Consider the following 20,329-nt stretch of genomic DNA (forward strand, 5'->3'; position numbering starts at 1 on the left):
AGGCCCATCTTTCCAAGCCCGATCATTGCAAACTTCATCATTTATCGCCTCTCTTTTGATATATTAATATTTCACTATACCAATTATACAGATTTTTAAAAACACACGCAAGCGTTTTCATTACATAATATTCTTTTCAAAAACATCAAACTTTTCTTCTGCTTCAAAAATGCCATTTAAATATGCAATCCCCAAAGCTCTATCATATAAGCCATAACCTGGCCGTCCAACTTCTCCCCAAATCATTCGACCATGATCAGGACGTACGTATCCATCCCAACCATTTTCTACAAGAGTATGCACAACCCCATACATATCAATAGAACCATCGGAAGTCAGATGAGAAGATTCATGAAAATTATTTTTCTCCTCATCCATAAACTTAATATTACGTAAATGAACAAATGGAATACGATTCATCCTACTTAATTTTTTCGTAATTTCAATTACATTATTTTGAAGATTTACTCCCAATGACCCTGTACATAAAGTAATACCATTATAAGGACTATCTACTGATTTCACGATTCTTAACAAATCTGACTCAGTACTTACAATTTTAGGCAATCCAAAAATGGGGTACGCCGGATCATCTGGATGTAATGCCATTTTTACTCCTACTTCTTCACATACAGGAATAATATTTTTCAAAAAATAAACTAGATTATCAAATAATTGCTGATTATCAATTTTCTTATATTTGTTAAATAAACTCTGAATATCATCCAAACGATCTTTTTCCCAACCAGGTAAACTAAAACCATTTGAACCAGATTCCATATTTTTTATAAGTTCATCAGCAGTTTTAGGAACATCATTTTTAAAATATGCCATAGCATTAGATCCATCTGATAAAGGATAAGCTAAATTTGTACGTAACCAATCAAACACTGGCATAAAATTATAACAAATCACCTTCACACCATATTTACTTAAATTTCTAATAGTAGTTTTATAGTTTTCAATATGCTGGTCCCTTAAAGCTCCTCCGTTTTTGATATCATCTGATACATTAACAGACTCAATAACTTCAGCTTTCAACCCAGATTGATTAATTTCTTCAATCATTACCTTAATTTTATCTTCAGGCCAAGCTTCTCCTACTGGAACATCAGATAAAGCTGGCACAACTCCGTTAACACCTGGAATTTGCTTAATTTGTTCTAAAGTAATGCTATCATCATTAGCTCCGAACCAACGAAAAGTCATTTTCATAATATTCTACCTCTTTTCACTATATTAGAGAACAAAGATGCTTATCTGTTTGAAATATTAATATATTAAATATAATAAACTTCAAGTAAGCGCTTTCTTTATAATATATCATATTCCACAATGAACTAACTACATTCTTGCAAAATTTCTGCCTTAATTTTTAAAACTAAATTAGAAAATTCATTTATTATATCGTATCCCTATATAATTGTTCTTCAATTCTGAATGAATGTAATGGCCAATTGGATCAACTCCTAATTGAGTAAAATCTACTGTATGTTCTAACCGGGCCACCCCAGTTGCTACGTTAACCTCTGCTCCTGTAAATATTTATAAAAGTGATTAGCTTCCCATAGTGGCACATCTAAATCGGTTGCTACAAAATCTGCCATGGCTTCACCCATTGTTACAACTTCACTCATTTGTACTACTCCTTTATTTATTTTTTGATGAATTTTATTATAGATACCTTTTTGAAAGGTTAACAATCAACCTTATTAAAAACTCTTCTTAATTACTTTTTTATTATAAATTATTTTTAATGCTCATATAACGTTCCATGTATTCATGAGCATTCTTTGTTAATCCTTCCCAATCATCGTTATCAGACGGTTCTAATAAGTCACCACCCACTCCTACAGCTACAACTCCTGCTTCAAACCATTTATGCATATTATCTAAATTAACCCCTCCAGTGGGCATAATATTAACTTGTGGTAGCGGACCTTTGATTGCCTTAACCATGTCAGGAGAAGTTTCAGAGCCGGGGAACAACTTAATAATATCTACGCCATATTCTAAAGCAGATTTCATCTCTATAATTGTCATAGCCCCTGCTATATACGGAATTTGATATAGGTTAGATAATTTTGCAATCTCAATATCAAAATAAGGAGACACAATATACTTCGCTCCAGATAAAATGGCCAATCTAGCAGTAATAGCATCTAAAACCGTTCCAGCACCAATTAATACATCTTTATTCATATATTTATTCGTTAATTTTTCAATTACATGATCAGCATGTGGAACTGTAAAAGTTAATTCGATATCTCTGATCCCTCCAAGCACCAACTGATCTACTATTTTAATGGCTCGTTCCTCACTATCAGCTCGTACTACAGCAATCACTCCTGCATCAGTTAAACTTTTTAATATCTCTAATTTATTCATAATAATCTCCATATTTATTTTTATTACAAAGACTCGTTTTATATTCTAGACATATAATCATCGAACTAAATAGCCTCCATCAATGGGCATGGCTGTTCCTGTAATGTAATTTGAAGCATCAGAGCTCAGAAAAACTCCCCCTCCCATTAATTCATTAGTTTTACCCCAATGACCTGCTGCAATTCGATTTAATATTTCATCGTTTCGTTCTGCCCCAGCCCTGATTTGAGCCGTATTAGCAGTTTCTATATATCCTGGTGCAATTGCATTCACTTGAACATTCCAGACACTCGCCTTTGATGCCAAAGCCTTCGTTAAACCAACTACATCATGTTTAGAGGCAATATAACTAGGAACATATTTTCCACCAAAATAAGACGACATAGATGCAATATTAATAATTTCCCCATTTACTATGACTATCTTTCCATTCAAATTAAATAAATCCATATTGAAATTTTTTAAACTATCTGTACGATCTTTAATTTCCTCAATTGATTCTTTGGATCCCGCCATAATAGTGACTATCTTTTTACTTTAAATCATGCATATCAATTGCATCCATATCATCATATGCAATATTCTCACCGCACATAGCCCAAATAAATGAATATGAGCCTGTTGCAACTCCAGAATGAATTGACCATGATGGATTTGTGATCGCTTGCTCATTTTCCAAAAATATATGCTTCGTCTCATTAGGAGTCCCCATTATATGCATGGCTCGCGTATTTTTATCAAAAAAATCAAAATACATGTATGTTTCCATACGTCTCATATGCGTATGCGCAGGCATTGTATTCCAAGAAGATCCATTTTCTAGAATCGTATATCCCATTTGCAATTGGTTGGTTTCTACTTGATTGGGGTGAATATACTGATATATTTTTCGCTTATTCATATGATCTTGATCACCCAGAACTAATGGGGCTATCTTATCGACAGAAATTTTCTTAGATGGGTATTTCTTATGCGCTGGAGCTGAAGCAATATAAAATTTAGCTGGTTTATGTAAATCTACAGACTCAAATAATACTTCATGCGTTCCCAAGCCCACATAATACCCATCTTGCTTTTTTATAGAATTTTTTTGACCGTCAATAGTTATATATCCATCTCCGCCAATATTAATGACGCCTAGTTCCCTTCGTTCCAAGAAATATTGAACTCCTAATTCTGAATCCAAGACTACTTCTAAAGGCTCACTTGCGGGCGTAATACCGCCAAATATAAGGCGATCATTCATCGTATAAGTCAGCAAAACATCTCCTGGGTTAAAAATTTTTTCCATTAAAAATTCTTCCCTCATTTCCTCTGTAGAATAATGTCTTATATCCTTGGGTGCATGAGCGTACTTAATTTCCATATTAAAAGCCATATTGTCACCTTCCTTTTTCCTATAAAGAAATATAGTTTCTTTTTTATTTGCGATTTAATTATACCTGAAAACGCTTTCTTTGTCGGTCTAGAATTATTTTAATAAAAAAGGCAGGTTAAAATAGACCGCTTTTCTCTATTTCATTCAATTTAAAAAGTATTTTACATATAATGTTATAAACGGTTTCATAAGAAATGTTAATCTTTGACCTACTCTCCATAAATAAAAAACCTCAGTTATCCTGAGATTTTTTATAATTTTATTTAACTAGAAACTTAGGCTGATTACCACTTAATACAGCTACAATATCATGTGCCGCATCAACTGCCATCCGTTGTTTCGTTTCAACTGTATTCGAAGCAATATGGGGGGTCAATAAAACATTCTCAAATTGTGTTAAAGGATGATCTTTAGGTAGCGGTTCTTCTTCAAATACATCTAATGCCGCACCACCAATAATACCTTGTTGTAAGGCTTCTACCAACTCGTCTTCCACTAAGATACTTCCCCTGGCCATATTAATTAATACCGCATCGTTTTTCATCATCTGAAATTCCCTAGCACCAATCGAATGCTGCGTTGCAGGCATCGCTGGCAAATGAACCAATATATAATCAGATTCTTCAAACAATTGATCGCGTTCGACCATTGAAACATCATCATTACCTTGTGCTTTGGGATCAACGGCAATCAAACGAACGTTAAAGCCCCGCAATTTTTTAGCAACCGCTTGTCCAATTCGTCCAAAACCTAAAATACCAATTGTTTTACCAGACAAATCACGTCCCAAATGGGCCTTTTTATATTTCCATTCGCCATCATAAATGGACTTACTATTCCAATATAAATTCTTCGCAATCCCTAATAATTCAGCTACAGTATTTTCGGCGACTGCATCCGTTAAAGCAGTCGGAGTATTAACCACTTTAATTCCACGCTCATGAGCCGCTTCAACATCAACTGCGTCATATCCTACCCCATTACGAGCAATAACTTCCAATTGGGGCATAGCATCCATAATTTCTGCCGTAAACGGTTGCGTCCCGATTAAAACCGCACTAGCTTCGTGACCTTCTTGCATCATTTGGTTAGCTTGCCGCCCGCTCCCATTAATAATTTCATAACCAGCATCAATGATAATTTGCTCCCCAATTGCTGAAACTGCATCAGGTATTAAAACTTTCTTAGTCATTTTTTATCCCCTCTTTTTTGCCTTTAACAAAAAGTTCTTCAATTCATCAGGTGTTGGATATCCATCATTATCTCCTGGTGTCTGAACTTGTAAAGCACCAACTGCATTCGCCCTTTCCACTGCTTCAGGCATCTTTAGTCCGTCTAACAAACCAGTAATCAATCCAAGTGCAAAACCATCACCTGCACCAACTGTATCGACCACATGTTCCACTACAAAACCAGGAACTGTATATGTCGTTCCATCTTTTTGCTTTACATATGCACCAGCTTCACCTAATTTAATAATCACCGTTTCTGTTAATTCACTATTTTGCAAATAAAAATCAGCAATAACGCTAGGATCATCAGACCCTACTAAGATTTTACCTTCATTGATTCCAGGCATCACGATGTTACCATATTTAGCTAAATCATTAATAGTCGCAACCATTTCTTCCTTAGATTCCCATAATGCCGGCCGTAAATTGGGATCAAATGTCGTGGTAATCCCATGACTAATAAGTTCTTTCGCAAAATCACGAAAAGTCTCTTGCGCTGTAGCTGAAATCGCAGGGAAAATTCCTGATAGATGCCCAATTTTGACATCTGAGAAATCAAGTTCAGATAACTGTTCTTTAGTCAGATGTGCTGCTGCCGAGTTACGCCGAAAATTAAATGTCTGTGCATCCCCTACACTAACAAGTTCTTTCAATTGAAATGCCGTCCAATTTCGATCATCTACTGTCACATATTGATGACCAACCCCATACTTTTCAATTTCCTGTAGTGTAAATTTACCTAGTGGGTCAGCCCCTACTTGAGATACATATTCTGTAGAATGTTTGAGCCGTTCAATGCCAATTAATACATTTAATTCCGCTCCTCCCAAAAATTTAAAATAATTAATACTGTCAACTAACCCTTGATCCAAGTCTTTACTCATAAAAGTCACAATGGGCTCACCTAATGTCATTACTTCACTCATTTTTTTATTCCTTTACTTTATCAATTTTTTAAATAGTTATCTTATTCTGCTTACCCAAAGAAAGCGTAACCAACTAAGGTGTTAATTATTGAAACAACCCACATTACAGGTATGCCCATCTTTAAGTAAGTTTTAGCATCCAAACCGGAATAATCCAAAGCCCATGTATTCCATGATTGCGTTAAATCAATCGAAACCGCCATGATACTAGCTGTATATAACAATGGTAATAATAAATTAGGCGAGAATGTCCCCGTTGCAGCCAATACTGAAGCAGTCGCAGCTCCGGCCCCCCAAACATGTAACGGTCCACGAAATAATGCTAGTGGTGCCAAAATACCAATAGCTAAAGCCAAAACTAAAGCGCTATTTGGAACAATAACCTCAATAATACTCTTGAAGTGTGGCACATTAACCGATGCAGCTCCTACGAACATAATTAAAGCCATTAAGAAGAAAATCAAACCTGAAATGTCATTAATCGCCTTTTTAGTGGTTGAATTAATAAACTCCAACATTCCTTTCCAACTAGCCATTTTATGCGTCATTAACATTGCTAAGATAGTAGAAACCACTAGCGATGGAATGGCATCCCACTTGAAAATAATATTAAAAGCAACTGGTAAGATAGGAATCACATATGTCCAACGATTTACGTGCACATCATTGTCCACATTATCTGTTTCTCCTTCAATCACTTCCGGTGTACCATTTTCAATTGCCTTTCGGTTTAACAAAATGAAAATAACGACACCTATTAATTGAATGATCATCGCTACAATTCCAAACGACAAATACTGACCTGAATAACTAACTGATGGGAAAAACACTTTGATTTGGTTAAATAACACCACATTAATATACATTGGCGCCCCAATTGCCATTGTAAAAGCTGGTATTGCAATTTTTTTAGGAATTCCAATAGACAACATAATCGGAATTAAAATAACTCCAATTGCCATTACTGACCCAACTCCATAAGCCGATGAAAAAATTAAAGCTGTAACTAATACCACTAAGATAGCAGCAAGTACTGGCGCCTTTCGTCCGACCTTTTCTGTTTGTCGAGAAATTGAAGCCGCAATACCTGAATCAACCAAAACACGTCCAAACCATGAACCAAAAACAATATATATAATAGTTGGACCATAATTTAGAGCTGGCTCTGCAATTACTTTTTGCATAAACGTATCAAGTGGAACGAGACCGATAATAGACCAGAGAATAGTCATTAAAAAGAATCCTACTAATAAATTACCACCTTTAATAATGTAGACAATAAATAATATAAAAGTAATTAACAATAATGTGCTAATAATAACATTAGTCATATTATTTAGCCTCCCACTTGTCTAATAACTCAATACCTTCTTCAATTTCATCAGACGAATTGGTTGGGTATTCTAAAGCAACCGGAATTTTCTTTGGCAAAATTTCTAGAACTTTCTGCCAATCAATTTCTCCGTGACCCAACGTTACGGTGGTAGCATTTGGATAAGTCCCAAATCCATCTTTGACATGAATATACCGGACATAAGCAGCTAATTGTTCCGCCGCCTTAATTTCATCTTGCCCCACATACCGCCAATTACCTAAATCATAAACATAACCAATATTTACACCAGCTTTCTCTGTTGCTTGCATAAATTTATTGATTACTTCGATTCTTCCAGCTTGTGGAGTTTGATTATTTTCTATATTAACCGCCATTCCCATAGATAATAAATTTTGTATTTGATGGATATTTTCAGCATCCCATGCCTCAAATTCGCCAATATTAAATTTTAAATACTGTACTCCAAGCTTTTTTGCTTCTTGAAAATATTCAATTAAAGCCGGGTTTAAGTTACCTGCTTTAAATAAATCTTCAGGGACTGAATAAAATAAAGTCATCTTTTGTTCGCTAACGTAATTAGCTATAGCAGGCGTTTCTGCATTAATATCATTAAAATATTCACGTCGTAATTCCGCATTTTTAATACCTAAACTATTAATTTGATGCAGCATTCCTAATTGTAATTCACCTTGCTGATGTGCCTGTTCAAATAATAAATTATTTAATACTACTTGTGTACTTTTCATGATTGATATCCCTTTTCACTTGATTAAAATTAGATCGGATTGATATTATTGAAAACGTAAACCGTTTTCGGAAACCGGTTTACAAAGATTATAGTAACCGCTTTCATTATTTTTGTCAACTTATCCCTAATTTTTAATTTAAGGTATAATAAAAACATGAAAAAAAAATTAACTATTAACGACATTGCCGCACAGGCCAATGTATCTAAAACCACTGTTTCACGCTTTTTAAATCATAAATATGACAACATGTCTGAAGCGACTAAAAACAAAATTGCTCAAACTATTGAAGCTTCTGGTTATCAACCTAATCGACAAGCTCAAACACTAAAAACCGCTAGTACTCATACCATTGGCGTCTCAGTTGCTGATCTTTCTAATCTTTATACATCTCGATTACTCAAGGGAATTAGTACATTCTTGCACCAAACGCAATACCAAATGATTATTATGGATGCAGATAATAACTTGCAACGCGAACAAAACAATTTACAAGTTCTTTTAAATGAAAATATCGATGGACTAATTATTCAACCATTAGCTCATCACCCAGATACTTATCAAATCATCCAAGATAATTCTTTACCTACTATTCAAGTTGATCGCTACGTAGAACCTTTTACTTGGCCCGCAGTTGTTTCTGATAACTTTCAAAAATCAGTAGAAGTGGCCAAATTGCTTGAAAAAAATAATTTTAAACACATTATTATAATATCTAATAACATAACAGGCATTAGTAGTCGAATGAATCGTGTTCAAGGTATTACATCTCATCTACAAGCGAATGATATATCTTACGAATTATTAGAAATTGATGGTTCTAACGACTGGCAGATACAACTACAATCAAAAATTAAACAAAGTTATAAAAAGGTAGCTATTTATGCCTTAAACAGCCAAGTACTATGGCCGATTATGCGCGTTTTAAATACCTCTAATTTAAAAGTACCACAAGATGTCGGTGTTATAGGTTTCAATGATGACGATTTAGCTGATTTAGTAGCTCCCGGTATTACCGCCATCGAGCAAAATCCAATTTTGATTGGTGAAACGGCCGTCCAGCAGTTAATCGACAATTTAAAACAGCACGAAAGCAATACAGATATCACTAGAATCGAAGCCAAAATTGAAATCCGCAACTCGCTCTAAATATCAAAAAAGGAAGCTCATGATAGAGCTTCCTTTTTGATGCACAAAACAATCGTCTTTGCTCCCTAGTATAAAGCAAAAGATCATTAATCAGCTAACCAAGTATGCATGGCGGCACTTAAAAATGAGCCACCGCCGGCAACCTTTTGATCATAATATGCGGTGAAATCAGGACTATCAGCATACATATCTGCTAATCCTGCATACGCCTGATCTGGAATATTTTTCCAAGTAAACCCTAACCAACGGCGATGCAACTCTACTAATTGAACGGCTAAGTCTGAGCTAGGATCTTTGGTTGCTACTGCAGCAGCCAACAAATTTAAAATTTCTTCTTCCAATTCTTTAAATTCTCGATATTTAGCTTCAGACATTTTTAATAATTGCCGATTACTCTCATCAACCATCGCATCCCCATAATCTCGTCGAACTTCTGTCCCATACTGCTCTTCATTCTCATCAATCAATTGTTGCTTAAAAGCTTTAAATTTTGCCGTATCTGCCATTTTTATTCCCCTTTGCTTTGTTATAATCGTCTGTCGAATTGTTTGAATGACCGCATCTAAATGTTCGCGTTGGTCTGCTAACAACTTGGCCTGAGCCTCTAACGCTTGAATTTCATCAAGGTTTGATTCCACGACTAATCGTTTGATTTTGTCTAATGGAAAATCTAGTTCCTTATAAAACAAAATCTGTTGAAGTTGATCTACTTCCTTTTCTGTATACATGCGATACCCCGCCAAACTTAATTGCGCTGGTTTTAACAGACCAATTTGATCATAATACCTTAGGGTCCGGGTCGATACACCCGACAACTGTGCTAATTCACTAATCGTATAATTCATTACATCCTCCCTTCACCTATTATCTTAAAGCTTCACGTTACGTTAAACACAAGTCTTTTCCTGCTTTAAATCAATATATTTTTCTACTTAAACCAATTAACCTGCTATTTATGTTTAACTTTGTAATCGTTTATACTTTTTTATAAACATACTTAATTAAATCAGCTTAACCTTTGCACTCACAATATTGTTTACAAAGGGACAATCTTTCTATCTAGACCACTCTTTAAAACAACTGTGTTATGACGTTACCACTCCACCATGAATAAAATATGGTCCCAAACAACAAAGCTGATCTAAATTTGAAAAGCCTTGTTTTTTATGAATAGATGGTGTAACATCGCTTCCTCAATTTTAAAATTACTATTTCTGAAGAATGTTTTCAGCAAATTATTGCCCAATAAATTATCTCATGCTATCAAATTTGGATTATCATTCCCAATTGGGTAGTTTTTTTGCACAAAAAAAGCCCTCACCAAGGCGAGCGCTTTTTGTTTCCCAAATGATAGTATAAAATTAACGCTTTGAGAATTGTGAAGCTTTACGGGCTTTCTTAAGTCCTGGCTTCTTACGTTCCTTCATACGTGAGTCACGAGTCAACAATCCAGCTGACTTCAAGGCTGCGCGGAATTCAGGGTCAACATTCAACAAAGCACGTGAGATACCGTGACGGATCGCACCAGCTTGTCCTGAGAATCCACCACCGTTAACATTAACCAAAACATCATAGTTTCCCAATGTTTCAGTTGCGTTAAATGGTTGAATCATAACCTCACGCAAGTTAGCGAAAGGAATGTACTCTTCGGCTGACTTACCGTTGATAGTAATTGCTCCATTACCAGGTACTAAACGTACACGCGCAACAGAGTTCTTACGACGACCAGTTCCGTAATATTGTACAGTAGACATAACTTAATTCTCCTTTCCGCTAAATTAGATTAAGCTGTTGATATCCAAGACTTCAGGCTTTTGGGCTTCGTGGGCGTGGTTAGCATCCGCAAAGACGTGAAGCTTCAAAGCTTGTTGGTGACCAAGTGAATTCTTTGGCAACATTCCTTGAACTGAAAGTTCAATCAAACGTTGTGGGTTCTTGGCCCGCAAATCACCAGCTTGACGCTCCTTCAATCCACCAGGGTGGTTTGAGTGGTGATAGTAAATCTTATCAGTGGCCTTCTTACCAGTCAAGGCAACGTTGGCAGCATTGATAACAATAACGTTATCTCCAGTGTCAATGTTAGGAGTGTAAGTAGGCTTGTTCTTACCACGTAAGATAGATGCTACGACCGTTGATAGACGACCCAAAGGTACATCAGTGGCATCAACAATATACCACTTACGATCGATCTCACCTGGCTTTGCCATATAAGTTGTACGCATGGAAATTTCCTCCAATAATTCTGTTTGTTTAACATTACCAATAATAAAAAGTCGTACCAGGACATTCCCACATGTGGTTATGGTAAACAATACCAACAATTAGTGTACCCTTTTTAACAGGGTTCGTCAATTAATTTATTCCGTAAAAAGCTAACTATCTGTTAACTTTTAAACCTTTTTATACAAATAAAATTAATGCTAGCACAACTAATTTAAATCCCACTAGTAATAAGTGTCTGATTGTGTTGCCCTGCCAAGGTATATACCGTATCCAAACCAATGTTTCGCGGATTCTCATCCATAATTAGATGCACATCTTGGGGCATGCTAAATGCTTTATATCGGTCGTAAATAGAATAATATTGGAGATGCGAAACTCCGTTCAAAAATAAGTAATTTTGATCATATCGATTTGACAACATCGCTGATACTACTTGATGCTTTGGTTGTTTTGAATTAATCACCGTCACTTTAACGCCATACCGCTCAAACAAGGCAACATAATTTTTAGGCTGATGCCAAGTCACTAGTACGACCTGCTTACCCTTCGTTTGCGCTAAATTCGTCTATTGGTTTTTAATATGACTTAATTCTTGTTGTAACTGCTGAATTTCTCAAACTTTTTTTTACCGTACGATCCAGACCAGCATCTAACTTCTACTCCGGCTGCTTTTAATTGATTTGACGAATAGCTTGAGCTTTTGCGCGACCTTGCGCTAATAATCTCGATCGAGTCGTTTGTTTTTTATTGCTGACATTCTTTTTGCTTATGATATTCATCATATCTGTTCCCAATTAATCTAACCCTTCATATTTTTTTCATCACATTTTTAATTATACCGAAATTTTATATCAGTACGGACTGTTGTTGGTTTTCAAGATTTTTTCAACACCAGTGATTTTAAATCAATATAAAACAATGACTCTTAAATAATAAATATACCATAGCATAGATAAGATAGGCCTTAAATGTCTTATTAGGTAAGACTATGCTTAACATTTAGTCCAAGCAGGACATGCCTAGAGCTGCCACATTAAATTAAGCTAAATGCGATTTAATTTTATAATAACTTTCATTGAACCCTTTTAGTACTGATACGCGTAATTCTAAATTACGCTGTCAGTTAGTCCAAGGGTTCTTTTGTATATTTTTATTCCTAAGGTATGCGCTTAATAGTCTTAAAGAAAGAAACCCTGTGAAAACTTTCAATGTAATCTATCTTTTACAAAAATTGATGTCGCCTATAAATGTACTAAAAAGTGCTGCAATTACAAAAACAAACCTTATAAACGGATATATTAAGTCATTTATAATGTCGGAAACTAACATAATATATTCGGTTCATACAAAAGAATATCATCGAATTCGTACGATATTGATGAAACCGTAACATATAAAACTTGCTTATATGCTGAAGTATTAACGACGACGTCATAAATAATTAGTTTTATAGCAATAGTTTGTTAGCTATCATTAAACAAAAAATGAATAACGATGGTATTATCGTTGATTGACATTCACTTTTTAAAATTAATATACTCGACTACACTAATCAAATTTTCTAAATAAATAATAAAAACCCCTTAATAGTGAGATTTCCTCACCATTAAGGGATTTATTTTTTAACCACATATCCTTACTCAACACTTTGTAAAGTTATGAATAATTCTATAGATTATTTACGCTTCTTCCATACAATTAATCCTACAATTGATGCCATTACTACACTGATAATTCCAGCTAATGCTAATCTCTTAGCGGCTGTATCTGGTAATACTGAATCCGCACCCTTAACAATTATGTCAATAATTGTAGCACCTGGTGTACTTGGTTGTGATGGCTTATCCGGCTTGTCATTTCCAGGTTTTTCTGGTGTTGATGGTTCATCAACTTTAGGCACATCTACATTTGGATCATCCGTCGCTGGCGTTCCCGTTGGTGTATCTCCTGTAATGTTAGCGATGTTTTCGATCACTGAACCTACCGCACTATCGTTAACCTTCGCTTGGAATTCTACCTTCACACTCTCGTTATACTTCAAGTTGATATGGTATGGATCCTTACTTGAGACCTTGATGTTGTTACCAGTCACCGCTACATTCACTTGCTTGGTAATGTCGTTACCGGCATTATCGTAAACCTTCACGCTTGCAGCATCGACATCTACGCCACCTGGCACATCATCGTTAATCACGACAGCATTAACGATAGAACATTAATTTCCTGTTAAATAATCACATTAAATAAATCTCTTCAAAAAATATAAAAATCTCCGCTAATATTACAATTTATTGGTTAAATCATACCATTGCCACGGAATTATCTAAGAACGCAAAAGAACGATAAGCAGATACAGTGCACTTAATGGGACATAAACATTTCAATCAATTTATGTTAATTATCGAAACGTCATTAGCGACAGTAATGAGCATACTTGACGATTAAACATCATTTTGAAACCCTCGCTGTAATACAACTTCTTTCAATGAAATAAAATTAATTGAATATAACTAAAAATATATAAAAAAATTGCATGATACCAAGCATTACGAAAATTTTCGTTCCACTTAATTTCATGCAATTTTTAATAAAATATGCCGTCGGTGGGAATCGAACCCACACTCTCTTGCGAGAACGGGAGTTTGAGTCCCGCGCGTCTACCTATTCCGCCACAACGGCATGATTACACAATGTAATCGAGATATATATGAGATATTAGTCTCGAGGGCGGATGATGGGAATCGAACCCACGCGTGTCGGTACCACAAACCGATGTGTTAACCACTTCACCACATCCGCCATTATATCAGCAGGGATAGAGGGAATCGAACCCCCACCAACGGTTTTGGAGACCGTCGTACTACCGTTATACTATATCCCTATTTAGTTTTTATGGAACTGGTGTCCCAATGGCGCGGGAGGGAATCGAACCCCCGACACTACGAGCTTCAATCGTATGCTCTACCAACTGAGCTACCGAGCCATTAACGGTCACAACGGGGCTCGAACCCGTGATCTCCTGCGTGACAGGCAGGCGTCCTAGCCAACTAGACCATGCGACCAATGGACGTTACAGGGATCGAACCTGTGACCCCCTGCTTGTAAGGCAGGTGCTCTCCCAGCTGAGCTAAACGTCCATTTTTAATTTGTTACCACCGCAACAACAAAAATAATTATATCGGATATTTGCTCAATTGACAACCCTTTTTTACAAAAAAGTTCCACTTTGTTTTTAACAAGCTCAATAAGGGCTTNACCCGCGATAATAATAAATGAAGCAAAGGAGATGGTGGGATTCGAACCCACGCGCCGGTTTCCCGACCTGACGGTTTTCAAGACCGTTCCCTTCAGCCAGACTTGGGTACATCTCCAGTATTAATCAACAGGACCTGCTTCAATGGACCCTGTCGGACTCGAACCGACGACCGGACGGTTATGAGCCGTCTGCTCTAACCNCATCTCCAGTATTAATCAACAGGACCTGCTTCAATGGACCCTGTCGGACTCGAACCGACGACCGGACGGTTATGAGCCGTCTGCTCTAACCAACTGAGCTAAAGGTCCTTGGCTAAGCCAATCGCGGCGGGGGGAATCGAACCCTCGACCTCCCGGGTATGAACCGGACGCTCTAGCCAGCTGAGCTACACCGCGAATACAATATTTCAAACGAAACACTATATTAATCGGGACGACAGGATTCGAACCTGCGACCCCCTGGTCCCAATCCAGGTGCTCTACCAAGCTGAGCTACATCCCGATATTAAACTAAAATAATCAAAGCAAGTGATTAATGCACCTGGCAGGACTCGAACCTGCTACCTTCTGATTCGTAGTCAGACACTCTATCCAGTTGCGCTACAGGTGCATATTATATTTAAATGCTGGATACCGGAATCGAACCGGTACGATGTTTCCATCGGGGGATTTTAAGTCCCCTGCGTCTACCTATTCCGCCAATCCAGCGATGCCGACTAAAGGACTCGAACCTTCGACCCCCGCTTTACAAGAGCGATGCTCTACCAACTGAGCTAAGTCGGCAATGCCATTGCCATAAAAATACATAAACTGGGCAATGGGTCGTCAGGGGCTCGAACCCTGGACCCATGGATTAAAAGTCCACTGCTCTACCAACTGAGCTAACGACCCAATGGACGTTACAGGGATCGAACCTGTGACCCCCTGCTTGTAAGGCAGGTGCTCTCCCAGCTGAGCTAAACGTCCATTTTTAATTTGTTACCACCGCAACAACAAAAATAATTATATCGGATATTTGCTCAATTGACAACCCTTTTTTACAAAAAAGTTCCACTTTGTTTTTAACAAGCTCAATAAGGGCTTTCTAATCACATTAATTCAACAAGCATTTTTACCAATACCTAATATTATAAACCCTTTATCACCTTTTGACCAACGTATAGCAGGTTAAAAGCCCGCTATACAAGCATTGCTTTTATGCTGGGATTCCCGTATAATACTTTATTGTTGGTAACAATGGTAGTGTAGCCAAGCGGTAAGGCATCGGTCTGCAAAACCGTGATCGCCGGTTCGATTCCGGTCACTACCTTCACTTACATAATCAAAAGCTTGAGGTAGTCATCTACCTCAAGCTTTTTTGTATCTTCATTAATCAGCTAACAATTGCTGCCAAGCAGAGCCAAAATTCGCTAAATCAAATGCTTGCGCTTTTTTCAGGCTTGCCTGACTCATTTGCTGCCAGACCTGCGCATCTTCCAAAATTTGTACGATTTTTTGTACATCTCCCGTAAATGGCAGATTTTTTAAACGATAACCATTAATCCCGTCCTCAACCACCGCGGTCGGCGTATAGCGATTATCCACCGTGATAAGGGGCAACCCCGCGGCCAAACCTTCAACCAATTGCATACCAAACGCCTCATGGCTCGAAGGATCAACTAACACTTGGGCCCGTCGTAAAGCCGTCTGCACTTGATTTGCATCCCCATATTCCGAAATAAAGACCTGCTCTCCTAAGCCTAAAGTTTGCACTTGGGCTTTAAATTGTGTCAAATAGTCCGGACTACTAGGATAACCCATGAATTCCATCGTTACATCCGGCAAATAATTCCGAATTGCCGCCAATAGCTGCAACGCTAATTCCGGAGCTTTTTCCGCGCTTAAACGTCCTAAAACTAATAAATGTCCTGGGATGCGTTGATCACGCGCTGGAACATGTTGCGACAATGTGACAACTGTATCCGGTGCCACCTGAAAATTTTGTTTTGGATAACGGACGTGTAAGTCTACACGTTGTTGCTGAGATGGAACAAAAATTGTATCAAAAGCGGGGGCTAACGATTCAAACAAATCCTGATAACCTGCATACAGCGTGCCAGCGGGCAATTCCGTATTTGTCACAGTGTGCATTTCATGCAAAATCGCATAGCGCTTGTCCATCCCCTGGACTTGACTCACCGCCCAATCCACGGTTCGCCGTTCTGACCATAAATTAACCTGACCATCATTTTGTCGGATTAACTCATTTAAAAAGAACCTAAATAAATTATCTTCCGTGGCAAACCGGTAATTTTTCCCATGATATTGTTTTAATTCCCAAATCGTTGGTTGTGAAACCCCATCTTTCACCATAAAGATAACTTCTAAAACGGGGTCTCCCGCTAAATTCAAATATTGAGTAACTTGCACCTGCCCATCCGGTGTAAAACGGTCAACTGAAGAAAGAAAGCCACGCCAATCCCAATTTTCACGCCGCGTGGGGTTACCAGCCCGATCATTATAAATCACCTCATTCACCAAGCCAACGGTGGCGGGCAACACTGTAATCCGAGCTACTTGTCGCCCAGCTTTTTTCACCAATGAAAAATTCGGATTACTACTATCTAAATGATCTGTTCGCCAATTAAAATCAGCTAAATCATGGAGACTCTGTTTTTGCATGGGGGCTGTTTGAGTACCTTGGAAATAATCATACATATTAATAACCATCTGCATATCCAAGGTTAAGCCGGCCGCGTCTCGAGCCAAAAAACGGTTATAATTGCGTGTTACATAATAAGCTGGCATACCAAGCTTTTGAAAAGCCCGTATCCGGCGTGCTTGCGCATGTTCCGTTCCAGAATTAAAGGCATATAGGTTTTCATTTACAAATAAATTTACTTTTGCCGTCATTTACCTTTCCCTTCTGGCAACGCTGCCCAAAACGCAGCGGCATCTTGAAATAAAGCGTCCCAAGCTTGATATACCTGCTCCTCAGAATAACGATGAGCTGATTCATACGCCCCTGTTGAATAACGTTGTGCTAACTGCGGGTCAGCTAAAATATCAAGAATTGCCTGGGCTAAAGCTACATAATCTTGATAAGCAACTACTCGACCATTCCAATCATCTTGAATAATTTCATTTGGCCCATAATTGACGTCATACGTCACCCCAATTAAGCCGTGCGAAACACCTTCCAACAAAGCTAAATTGAACCCTTCCATCCGTGAAGTTAGGCCATATAGCATTGCTTGCTGTTCAATTGCATCAATCTGATCTGTATAACCTTTAAGGTGAACCACTTGCTCCAAATGCTGGTCTTGAATTACAGTTTCAATCTCACGGCGAGCTCGATATTGGTCGGTGGGGTCCGCATAACCATACAGGTCTAAGGAAACAGCTGCATTTTGCTGATGCACCAGCCCGACTGCTCGTACTAAATCAACCAACTGCTTTTCTGGAGCAATCCGGGCAAAGGCCACAATTTTACCATATTGACGCTGAGCCACCGGGATTTGGGGTTGTTCGCATAGCTTTTGATCAACAATCCCCACCGGAATAGTCCATAATTTACTTTTAGGCCGAAAGCGCGTTTGCACATCACGGGTTTGTTGTGGTGTTGCCGCAACCACCGCATTATACCGGTCTAAATTATGTAAAGCATACTCATAATGTTGATTCAACGGCGCGGTTAACGGTTCCTGAGCATTACTAGTTTGTGCATTATGTAAATGCAAAACGGTATAGGCCGGCAAATCTAAATTCAATAGGGCCGCGTCCCCCAGATGTGCGCGATCCAAAATAAAAATATTCGGCGTTTCCGCTGACCAAAATTCATGATTAATTTGATTTAAAAAATGCGTCGTTAATTCATCCAACGTATCAAATTGAAATTGTTGCTTGTCCGTCTTTAATTGCCAATGCGTCGTCTCTAGATTACCTGGATTGCCCATTGTATACTTTCGATAATTTTCAATCACTGGGTGTCCATTCACATCCAACCAGGTCTCACCGCTGACCTGATTATTCGCAGTATACCACTGAACCATGGAAGGAAAGCCCCGCCAATCATAATATTCAGCTTTGTACAAATTTTGTTGGGTATCAAACCATTCCACCAAGCGCACTTGCTGATCAGCTGGATAATAATGCACCCGCGCAATTACTTCATCAGCTTGATTAGATATTAACCAACGTTGCTGTTCTGGTTCAATTTGCCAGATTAAAGGCGTTACCCCAAAGTCCAAATCACGCGCAGTCACTTTACACCAAGGTACCGTGGTCGCTTGCTGGTAAAAATCAAACATATTCAATACTAAAGCATCTGGTAAGGCTTCTTTTTGTAATTGTAAATGCAATTTAGGATCCCACTCCCTTAAAACTAACCTTTGGGATACTTGCTTTTGCGCAAACAATTTTATTCGCTTTAACTCGGCATGCTCAATGCCGGATTTATGAGCTGGCATGGTCGCATTAATATGAAACAGCATTACTTCCCTCACTTCTGTCGCGATGAATTAAAATTTCATCTTTATTTTCAATTATACACCCCAAGCTTAACTAAATTTAAAAGCACTCAAATTCCACTTTAACCTGCAAGCAGACCACCGTGTTCATTTTGTGGTCACTGGTCAATCAAAGCTGCGTGTTCATTGACAACATTAGCAAAAAGTAACCGCTTCCATCGTGAAAAATACTGTTATAATTAAAGTGAAACAAAATTTATCTTGTTCAAGAAAGGATTTTTAATATGCCAAAATTAAATTTAGGTAACTCCGGTCTCATGGTGTCAGATGTCGCTTTAGGTGTCATGCGCATGGCTGACAAAACCGCATCTGAAGCCCAGAACGTCGTTCAAACTGCCTTAGACAAAGGCATCAACTTTTTTGACACCGCCGATATTTATGCGGGAGGCCGTTCTTCAACGGCTTTAGGCCAAGTTTTACATGCTTTACAATTACCACGTGATCAATATTTCATCCAGTCCAAAGGTGGAATTATTCTAGAAAATGGGCAAATTAATGGGGATGGGTTTACCGGCCCACGTTATGACTTCAATAAAGAACATATCATTTCGGCCGTTGATACCGAGCTGCAACGGCTTCAAACGGATTATCTGGATGTCTTTTTGCTCCATCGTCCGGATACACTACAAGATCCAACCGAAATCGCCGAAGCCTTTGATCAATTAAAGATCAGCGGTAAAGTTCGTCAATTTGGGGTTTCAAATATGAATCCTTGGCAAGTTGAATTCCTGCAAGCAGCCTTGAATCAAAAGTTAGTGGCCAACCAACTTCAATTCGGGTTAATGCATACTGGCATGATTGATGCAGAATTCCACGTTAATATGCAAGATCAACCTTCAATTGATCATGATGGTGGCATCTTAGCTTACTCACGCTTGCATCAAATGACAATCCAAGCTTGGTCACCATTCCAATATGGTTTCTTTGCGGGACCATTTATTGATAATCCCGAATTCCCTGAGGTTAATGCCAAGTTACAAGAAATTGCGGATAAAAACAACACCAGCAAGAATGCGGTCGCGGTGGCTTGGATTACCTACCACCCTGCTCACATGCAGGTAATCTTAGGCTCAATGAATCCAACGCGGCTTGATGAAATGACCGATCATGACCAAGTGCAACTAACTAATCAAGAATGGTATGACCTTTACTTAGCCGCTGGGAACGATTTGCCCTAAGCTGTATCTA

General features: G+C 38.0%; 16 protein-coding genes, 17 tRNA genes and 1 pseudogene. 3 read left to right on the forward strand and 31 right to left on the reverse strand.

Features of this window, described 5'->3' with window-relative positions; all coding sequences use genetic code 11:
* Positions 1–120: 120 nt before the first annotated feature.
* The 8 genes and pseudogenes from uxuA to ACJQWY_RS04860 form a co-directional block, all read right to left on the reverse strand.
* Complete coding sequence (gene uxuA / locus ACJQWY_RS04825; protein ID WP_407076622.1) at positions 121–1,215, reverse strand: mannonate dehydratase; 1,095 nt, start codon at positions 1,213–1,215, stop codon at positions 121–123.
* Between the two features lie 525 nt (positions 1,216–1,740).
* Positions 1,741–2,388: a bifunctional 2-keto-4-hydroxyglutarate aldolase/2-keto-3-deoxy-6-phosphogluconate aldolase gene (locus ACJQWY_RS04830; protein WP_407076623.1), complete on the reverse strand. Its 648-nt coding sequence runs from the start codon at positions 2,386–2,388 to the stop codon at positions 1,741–1,743.
* Between the two features lie 57 nt (positions 2,389–2,445).
* Positions 2,446–2,799: pseudogene (locus ACJQWY_RS04835) on the reverse strand (SDR family oxidoreductase); the annotation flags it as partial.
* Between the two features lie 121 nt (positions 2,800–2,920).
* Positions 2,921–3,766, reverse strand: coding sequence for a 5-dehydro-4-deoxy-D-glucuronate isomerase (gene kduI, locus ACJQWY_RS04840; protein ID WP_407076624.1), 846 nt, complete (start codon positions 3,764–3,766; stop codon positions 2,921–2,923).
* Between the two features lie 259 nt (positions 3,767–4,025).
* Entirely contained in the window at positions 4,026–4,958 is a 933-nt protein-coding gene (locus ACJQWY_RS04845; RefSeq protein ID WP_407076625.1) for a phosphoglycerate dehydrogenase, read from the reverse strand.
* A gap of 3 nt (positions 4,959–4,961) precedes the next feature.
* Complete coding sequence (locus tag ACJQWY_RS04850) at positions 4,962–5,924, reverse strand: sugar kinase (RefSeq protein WP_407076626.1); 963 nt, start codon at positions 5,922–5,924, stop codon at positions 4,962–4,964.
* A gap of 50 nt (positions 5,925–5,974) precedes the next feature.
* On the reverse strand, positions 5,975–7,255 hold the full coding sequence (locus ACJQWY_RS04855) for a gluconate:proton symporter (protein ID WP_407076627.1): 1,281 nt from the start codon (positions 7,253–7,255) through the stop codon (positions 5,975–5,977).
* Position 7,256: 1 nt separating this feature from the next.
* Positions 7,257–8,006 (reverse strand): sugar phosphate isomerase/epimerase family protein, encoded by a 750-nt coding sequence (locus tag ACJQWY_RS04860; RefSeq protein ID WP_407076628.1) that lies wholly within the window; start codon positions 8,004–8,006, stop codon positions 7,257–7,259.
* A 156-nt stretch (positions 8,007–8,162) separates the two neighbouring features.
* On the opposite strand from ACJQWY_RS04860, the gene ACJQWY_RS04865 reads away from it, so the two are divergent.
* On the forward strand, positions 8,163–9,155 hold the full coding sequence (locus tag ACJQWY_RS04865) for a LacI family DNA-binding transcriptional regulator (protein WP_407076629.1): 993 nt from the start codon (positions 8,163–8,165) through the stop codon (positions 9,153–9,155).
* Between the two features lie 86 nt (positions 9,156–9,241).
* Here the strand turns inward: ACJQWY_RS04865 and ACJQWY_RS04870 are convergent, their stop codons facing one another.
* From ACJQWY_RS04870 to ACJQWY_RS04970, 21 genes are all read right to left on the reverse strand, one after another.
* Entirely contained in the window at positions 9,242–10,000 is a 759-nt protein-coding gene (locus ACJQWY_RS04870; RefSeq protein ID WP_407076630.1) for a MerR family transcriptional regulator, read from the reverse strand.
* Positions 10,001–10,516: 516 nt separating this feature from the next.
* Entirely contained in the window at positions 10,517–10,909 is a 393-nt protein-coding gene (gene rpsI, locus ACJQWY_RS04875; RefSeq protein ID WP_057755636.1) for a 30S ribosomal protein S9, read from the reverse strand.
* Positions 10,910–10,933: 24 nt separating this feature from the next.
* Positions 10,934–11,377 carry a 50S ribosomal protein L13 gene (gene rplM / locus ACJQWY_RS04880; protein ID WP_407076631.1) on the reverse strand — a complete coding sequence of 148 codons (444 nt, stop codon included), beginning with the start codon at positions 11,375–11,377 and terminating at the stop codon, positions 10,934–10,936.
* A 212-nt stretch (positions 11,378–11,589) separates the two neighbouring features.
* On the reverse strand, positions 11,590–11,904 hold the full coding sequence (locus ACJQWY_RS04885; RefSeq protein WP_407076632.1) for a hypothetical protein: 315 nt from the start codon (positions 11,902–11,904) through the stop codon (positions 11,590–11,592).
* A 1,149-nt stretch (positions 11,905–13,053) separates the two neighbouring features.
* Positions 13,054–13,572, reverse strand: a complete 519-nt coding sequence (locus ACJQWY_RS04890) for an isopeptide-forming domain-containing fimbrial protein (protein WP_407076633.1) — start codon at positions 13,570–13,572, stop codon at positions 13,054–13,056.
* 401 nt (positions 13,573–13,973) lie between these two features.
* Positions 13,974–14,057 (reverse strand) — tRNA-Leu (locus tag ACJQWY_RS04895).
* Positions 14,058–14,104: 47 nt separating this feature from the next.
* Positions 14,105–14,177, reverse strand: a tRNA-His gene (locus tag ACJQWY_RS04900).
* Positions 14,178–14,188: 11 nt separating this feature from the next.
* Positions 14,189–14,259: transfer RNA gene (locus ACJQWY_RS04905), tRNA-Trp, on the reverse strand.
* A gap of 29 nt (positions 14,260–14,288) precedes the next feature.
* Positions 14,289–14,361: transfer RNA gene (locus ACJQWY_RS04910), tRNA-Phe, on the reverse strand.
* A gap of 5 nt (positions 14,362–14,366) precedes the next feature.
* Positions 14,367–14,440: transfer RNA gene (locus ACJQWY_RS04915), tRNA-Asp, on the reverse strand.
* A 2-nt stretch (positions 14,441–14,442) separates the two neighbouring features.
* A tRNA-Val gene (locus ACJQWY_RS04920) sits at positions 14,443–14,515 on the reverse strand.
* A 144-nt stretch (positions 14,516–14,659) separates the two neighbouring features.
* Positions 14,660–14,749, reverse strand: a tRNA-Ser gene (locus ACJQWY_RS04925).
* A 27-nt stretch (positions 14,750–14,776) separates the two neighbouring features.
* Positions 14,777–14,841 (reverse strand) — tRNA-Ser (locus ACJQWY_RS04930).
* Between the two features lie 27 nt (positions 14,842–14,868).
* Positions 14,869–14,942: transfer RNA gene (locus ACJQWY_RS04935), tRNA-Ile, on the reverse strand.
* A gap of 13 nt (positions 14,943–14,955) precedes the next feature.
* Positions 14,956–15,029, reverse strand: a tRNA-Met gene (locus ACJQWY_RS04940).
* A gap of 32 nt (positions 15,030–15,061) precedes the next feature.
* Positions 15,062–15,135, reverse strand: a tRNA-Pro gene (locus tag ACJQWY_RS04945).
* A gap of 34 nt (positions 15,136–15,169) precedes the next feature.
* Positions 15,170–15,243 (reverse strand) — tRNA-Arg (locus tag ACJQWY_RS04950).
* Positions 15,244–15,257: 14 nt separating this feature from the next.
* Positions 15,258–15,341 (reverse strand) — tRNA-Leu (locus tag ACJQWY_RS04955).
* A 2-nt stretch (positions 15,342–15,343) separates the two neighbouring features.
* A tRNA-Thr gene (locus ACJQWY_RS04960) sits at positions 15,344–15,416 on the reverse strand.
* A gap of 35 nt (positions 15,417–15,451) precedes the next feature.
* Positions 15,452–15,524, reverse strand: a tRNA-Lys gene (locus tag ACJQWY_RS04965).
* A 2-nt stretch (positions 15,525–15,526) separates the two neighbouring features.
* Positions 15,527–15,599, reverse strand: a tRNA-Val gene (locus tag ACJQWY_RS04970).
* Positions 15,600–15,871: 272 nt separating this feature from the next.
* Here ACJQWY_RS04970 and ACJQWY_RS04975 point away from each other — a divergent pair.
* Positions 15,872–15,942: transfer RNA gene (locus tag ACJQWY_RS04975), tRNA-Cys, on the forward strand.
* A gap of 59 nt (positions 15,943–16,001) precedes the next feature.
* Here the strand turns inward: ACJQWY_RS04975 and ACJQWY_RS04980 are convergent.
* Together ACJQWY_RS04980 and ACJQWY_RS04985 are read right to left on the reverse strand one after the other, a co-directional pair.
* Positions 16,002–17,525: a glycosyltransferase gene (locus ACJQWY_RS04980; protein WP_407076634.1), complete on the reverse strand. Its 1,524-nt coding sequence runs from the start codon at positions 17,523–17,525 to the stop codon at positions 16,002–16,004.
* Positions 17,522–19,105, reverse strand: a complete 1,584-nt coding sequence (locus tag ACJQWY_RS04985) for a glycosyltransferase (protein ID WP_407076635.1) — start codon at positions 19,103–19,105, stop codon at positions 17,522–17,524. Before ACJQWY_RS04985 ends, ACJQWY_RS04980 begins: the two co-directional genes overlap by 4 nt.
* Positions 19,106–19,365: 260 nt before the next feature.
* On the opposite strand from ACJQWY_RS04985, the gene ACJQWY_RS04990 reads away from it, so the two are divergent.
* Positions 19,366–20,319 (forward strand): aldo/keto reductase, encoded by a 954-nt coding sequence (locus tag ACJQWY_RS04990; RefSeq protein WP_407076636.1) that lies wholly within the window; start codon positions 19,366–19,368, stop codon positions 20,317–20,319.
* Positions 20,320–20,329: the final 10 nt, after the last annotated feature.

The organism is Weissella kandleri (assembly GCF_045504165.1).
GTDB lineage: Bacteria > Bacillota > Bacilli > Lactobacillales > Lactobacillaceae > Weissella > Weissella kandleri_A.

Bases quoted from the DNA above. Each gene is read 5' to 3' on its own strand.
- ACJQWY_RS04830 (WP_407076623.1), bottom strand. From the start codon at position 2,388: ATGAATAAATTAGAGATATTAAAAAGTTTAACTGATGCAGGAGTGATT.
- ACJQWY_RS04860 (WP_407076628.1), bottom strand. From the start codon at position 8,006: ATGAAAAGTACACAAGTAGTATTAAATAATTTATTATTTGAACAGGCA.
- uxuA (WP_407076622.1), bottom strand. From the start codon at position 1,215: ATGAAAATGACTTTTCGTTGGTTCGGAGCTAATGATGATAGCATTACT.
- ACJQWY_RS04870 (WP_407076630.1), bottom strand. From the start codon at position 10,000: ATGAATTATACGATTAGTGAATTAGCACAGTTGTCGGGTGTATCGACC.
- kduI (WP_407076624.1), bottom strand. From the start codon at position 3,766: ATGGCTTTTAATATGGAAATTAAGTACGCTCATGCACCCAAGGATATA.
- ACJQWY_RS04855 (WP_407076627.1), bottom strand. From the start codon at position 7,255: ATGACTAATGTTATTATTAGCACATTATTGTTAATTACTTTTATATTA.
- rpsI (WP_057755636.1), bottom strand. From the start codon at position 10,909: ATGTCTACTGTACAATATTACGGAACTGGTCGTCGTAAGAACTCTGTT.
- ACJQWY_RS04845 (WP_407076625.1), bottom strand. From the start codon at position 4,958: ATGACTAAGAAAGTTTTAATACCTGATGCAGTTTCAGCAATTGGGGAG.
- ACJQWY_RS04985 (WP_407076635.1), bottom strand. From the start codon at position 19,105: ATGCTGTTTCATATTAATGCGACCATGCCAGCTCATAAATCCGGCATT.
- ACJQWY_RS04980 (WP_407076634.1), bottom strand. From the start codon at position 17,525: ATGACGGCAAAAGTAAATTTATTTGTAAATGAAAACCTATATGCCTTT.
- ACJQWY_RS04850 (WP_407076626.1), bottom strand. From the start codon at position 5,924: ATGAGTGAAGTAATGACATTAGGTGAGCCCATTGTGACTTTTATGAGT.
- ACJQWY_RS04865 (WP_407076629.1), top strand. From the start codon at position 8,163: ATGAAAAAAAAATTAACTATTAACGACATTGCCGCACAGGCCAATGTA.
- rplM (WP_407076631.1), bottom strand. From the start codon at position 11,377: ATGCGTACAACTTATATGGCAAAGCCAGGTGAGATCGATCGTAAGTGG.
- ACJQWY_RS04990 (WP_407076636.1), top strand. From the start codon at position 19,366: ATGCCAAAATTAAATTTAGGTAACTCCGGTCTCATGGTGTCAGATGTC.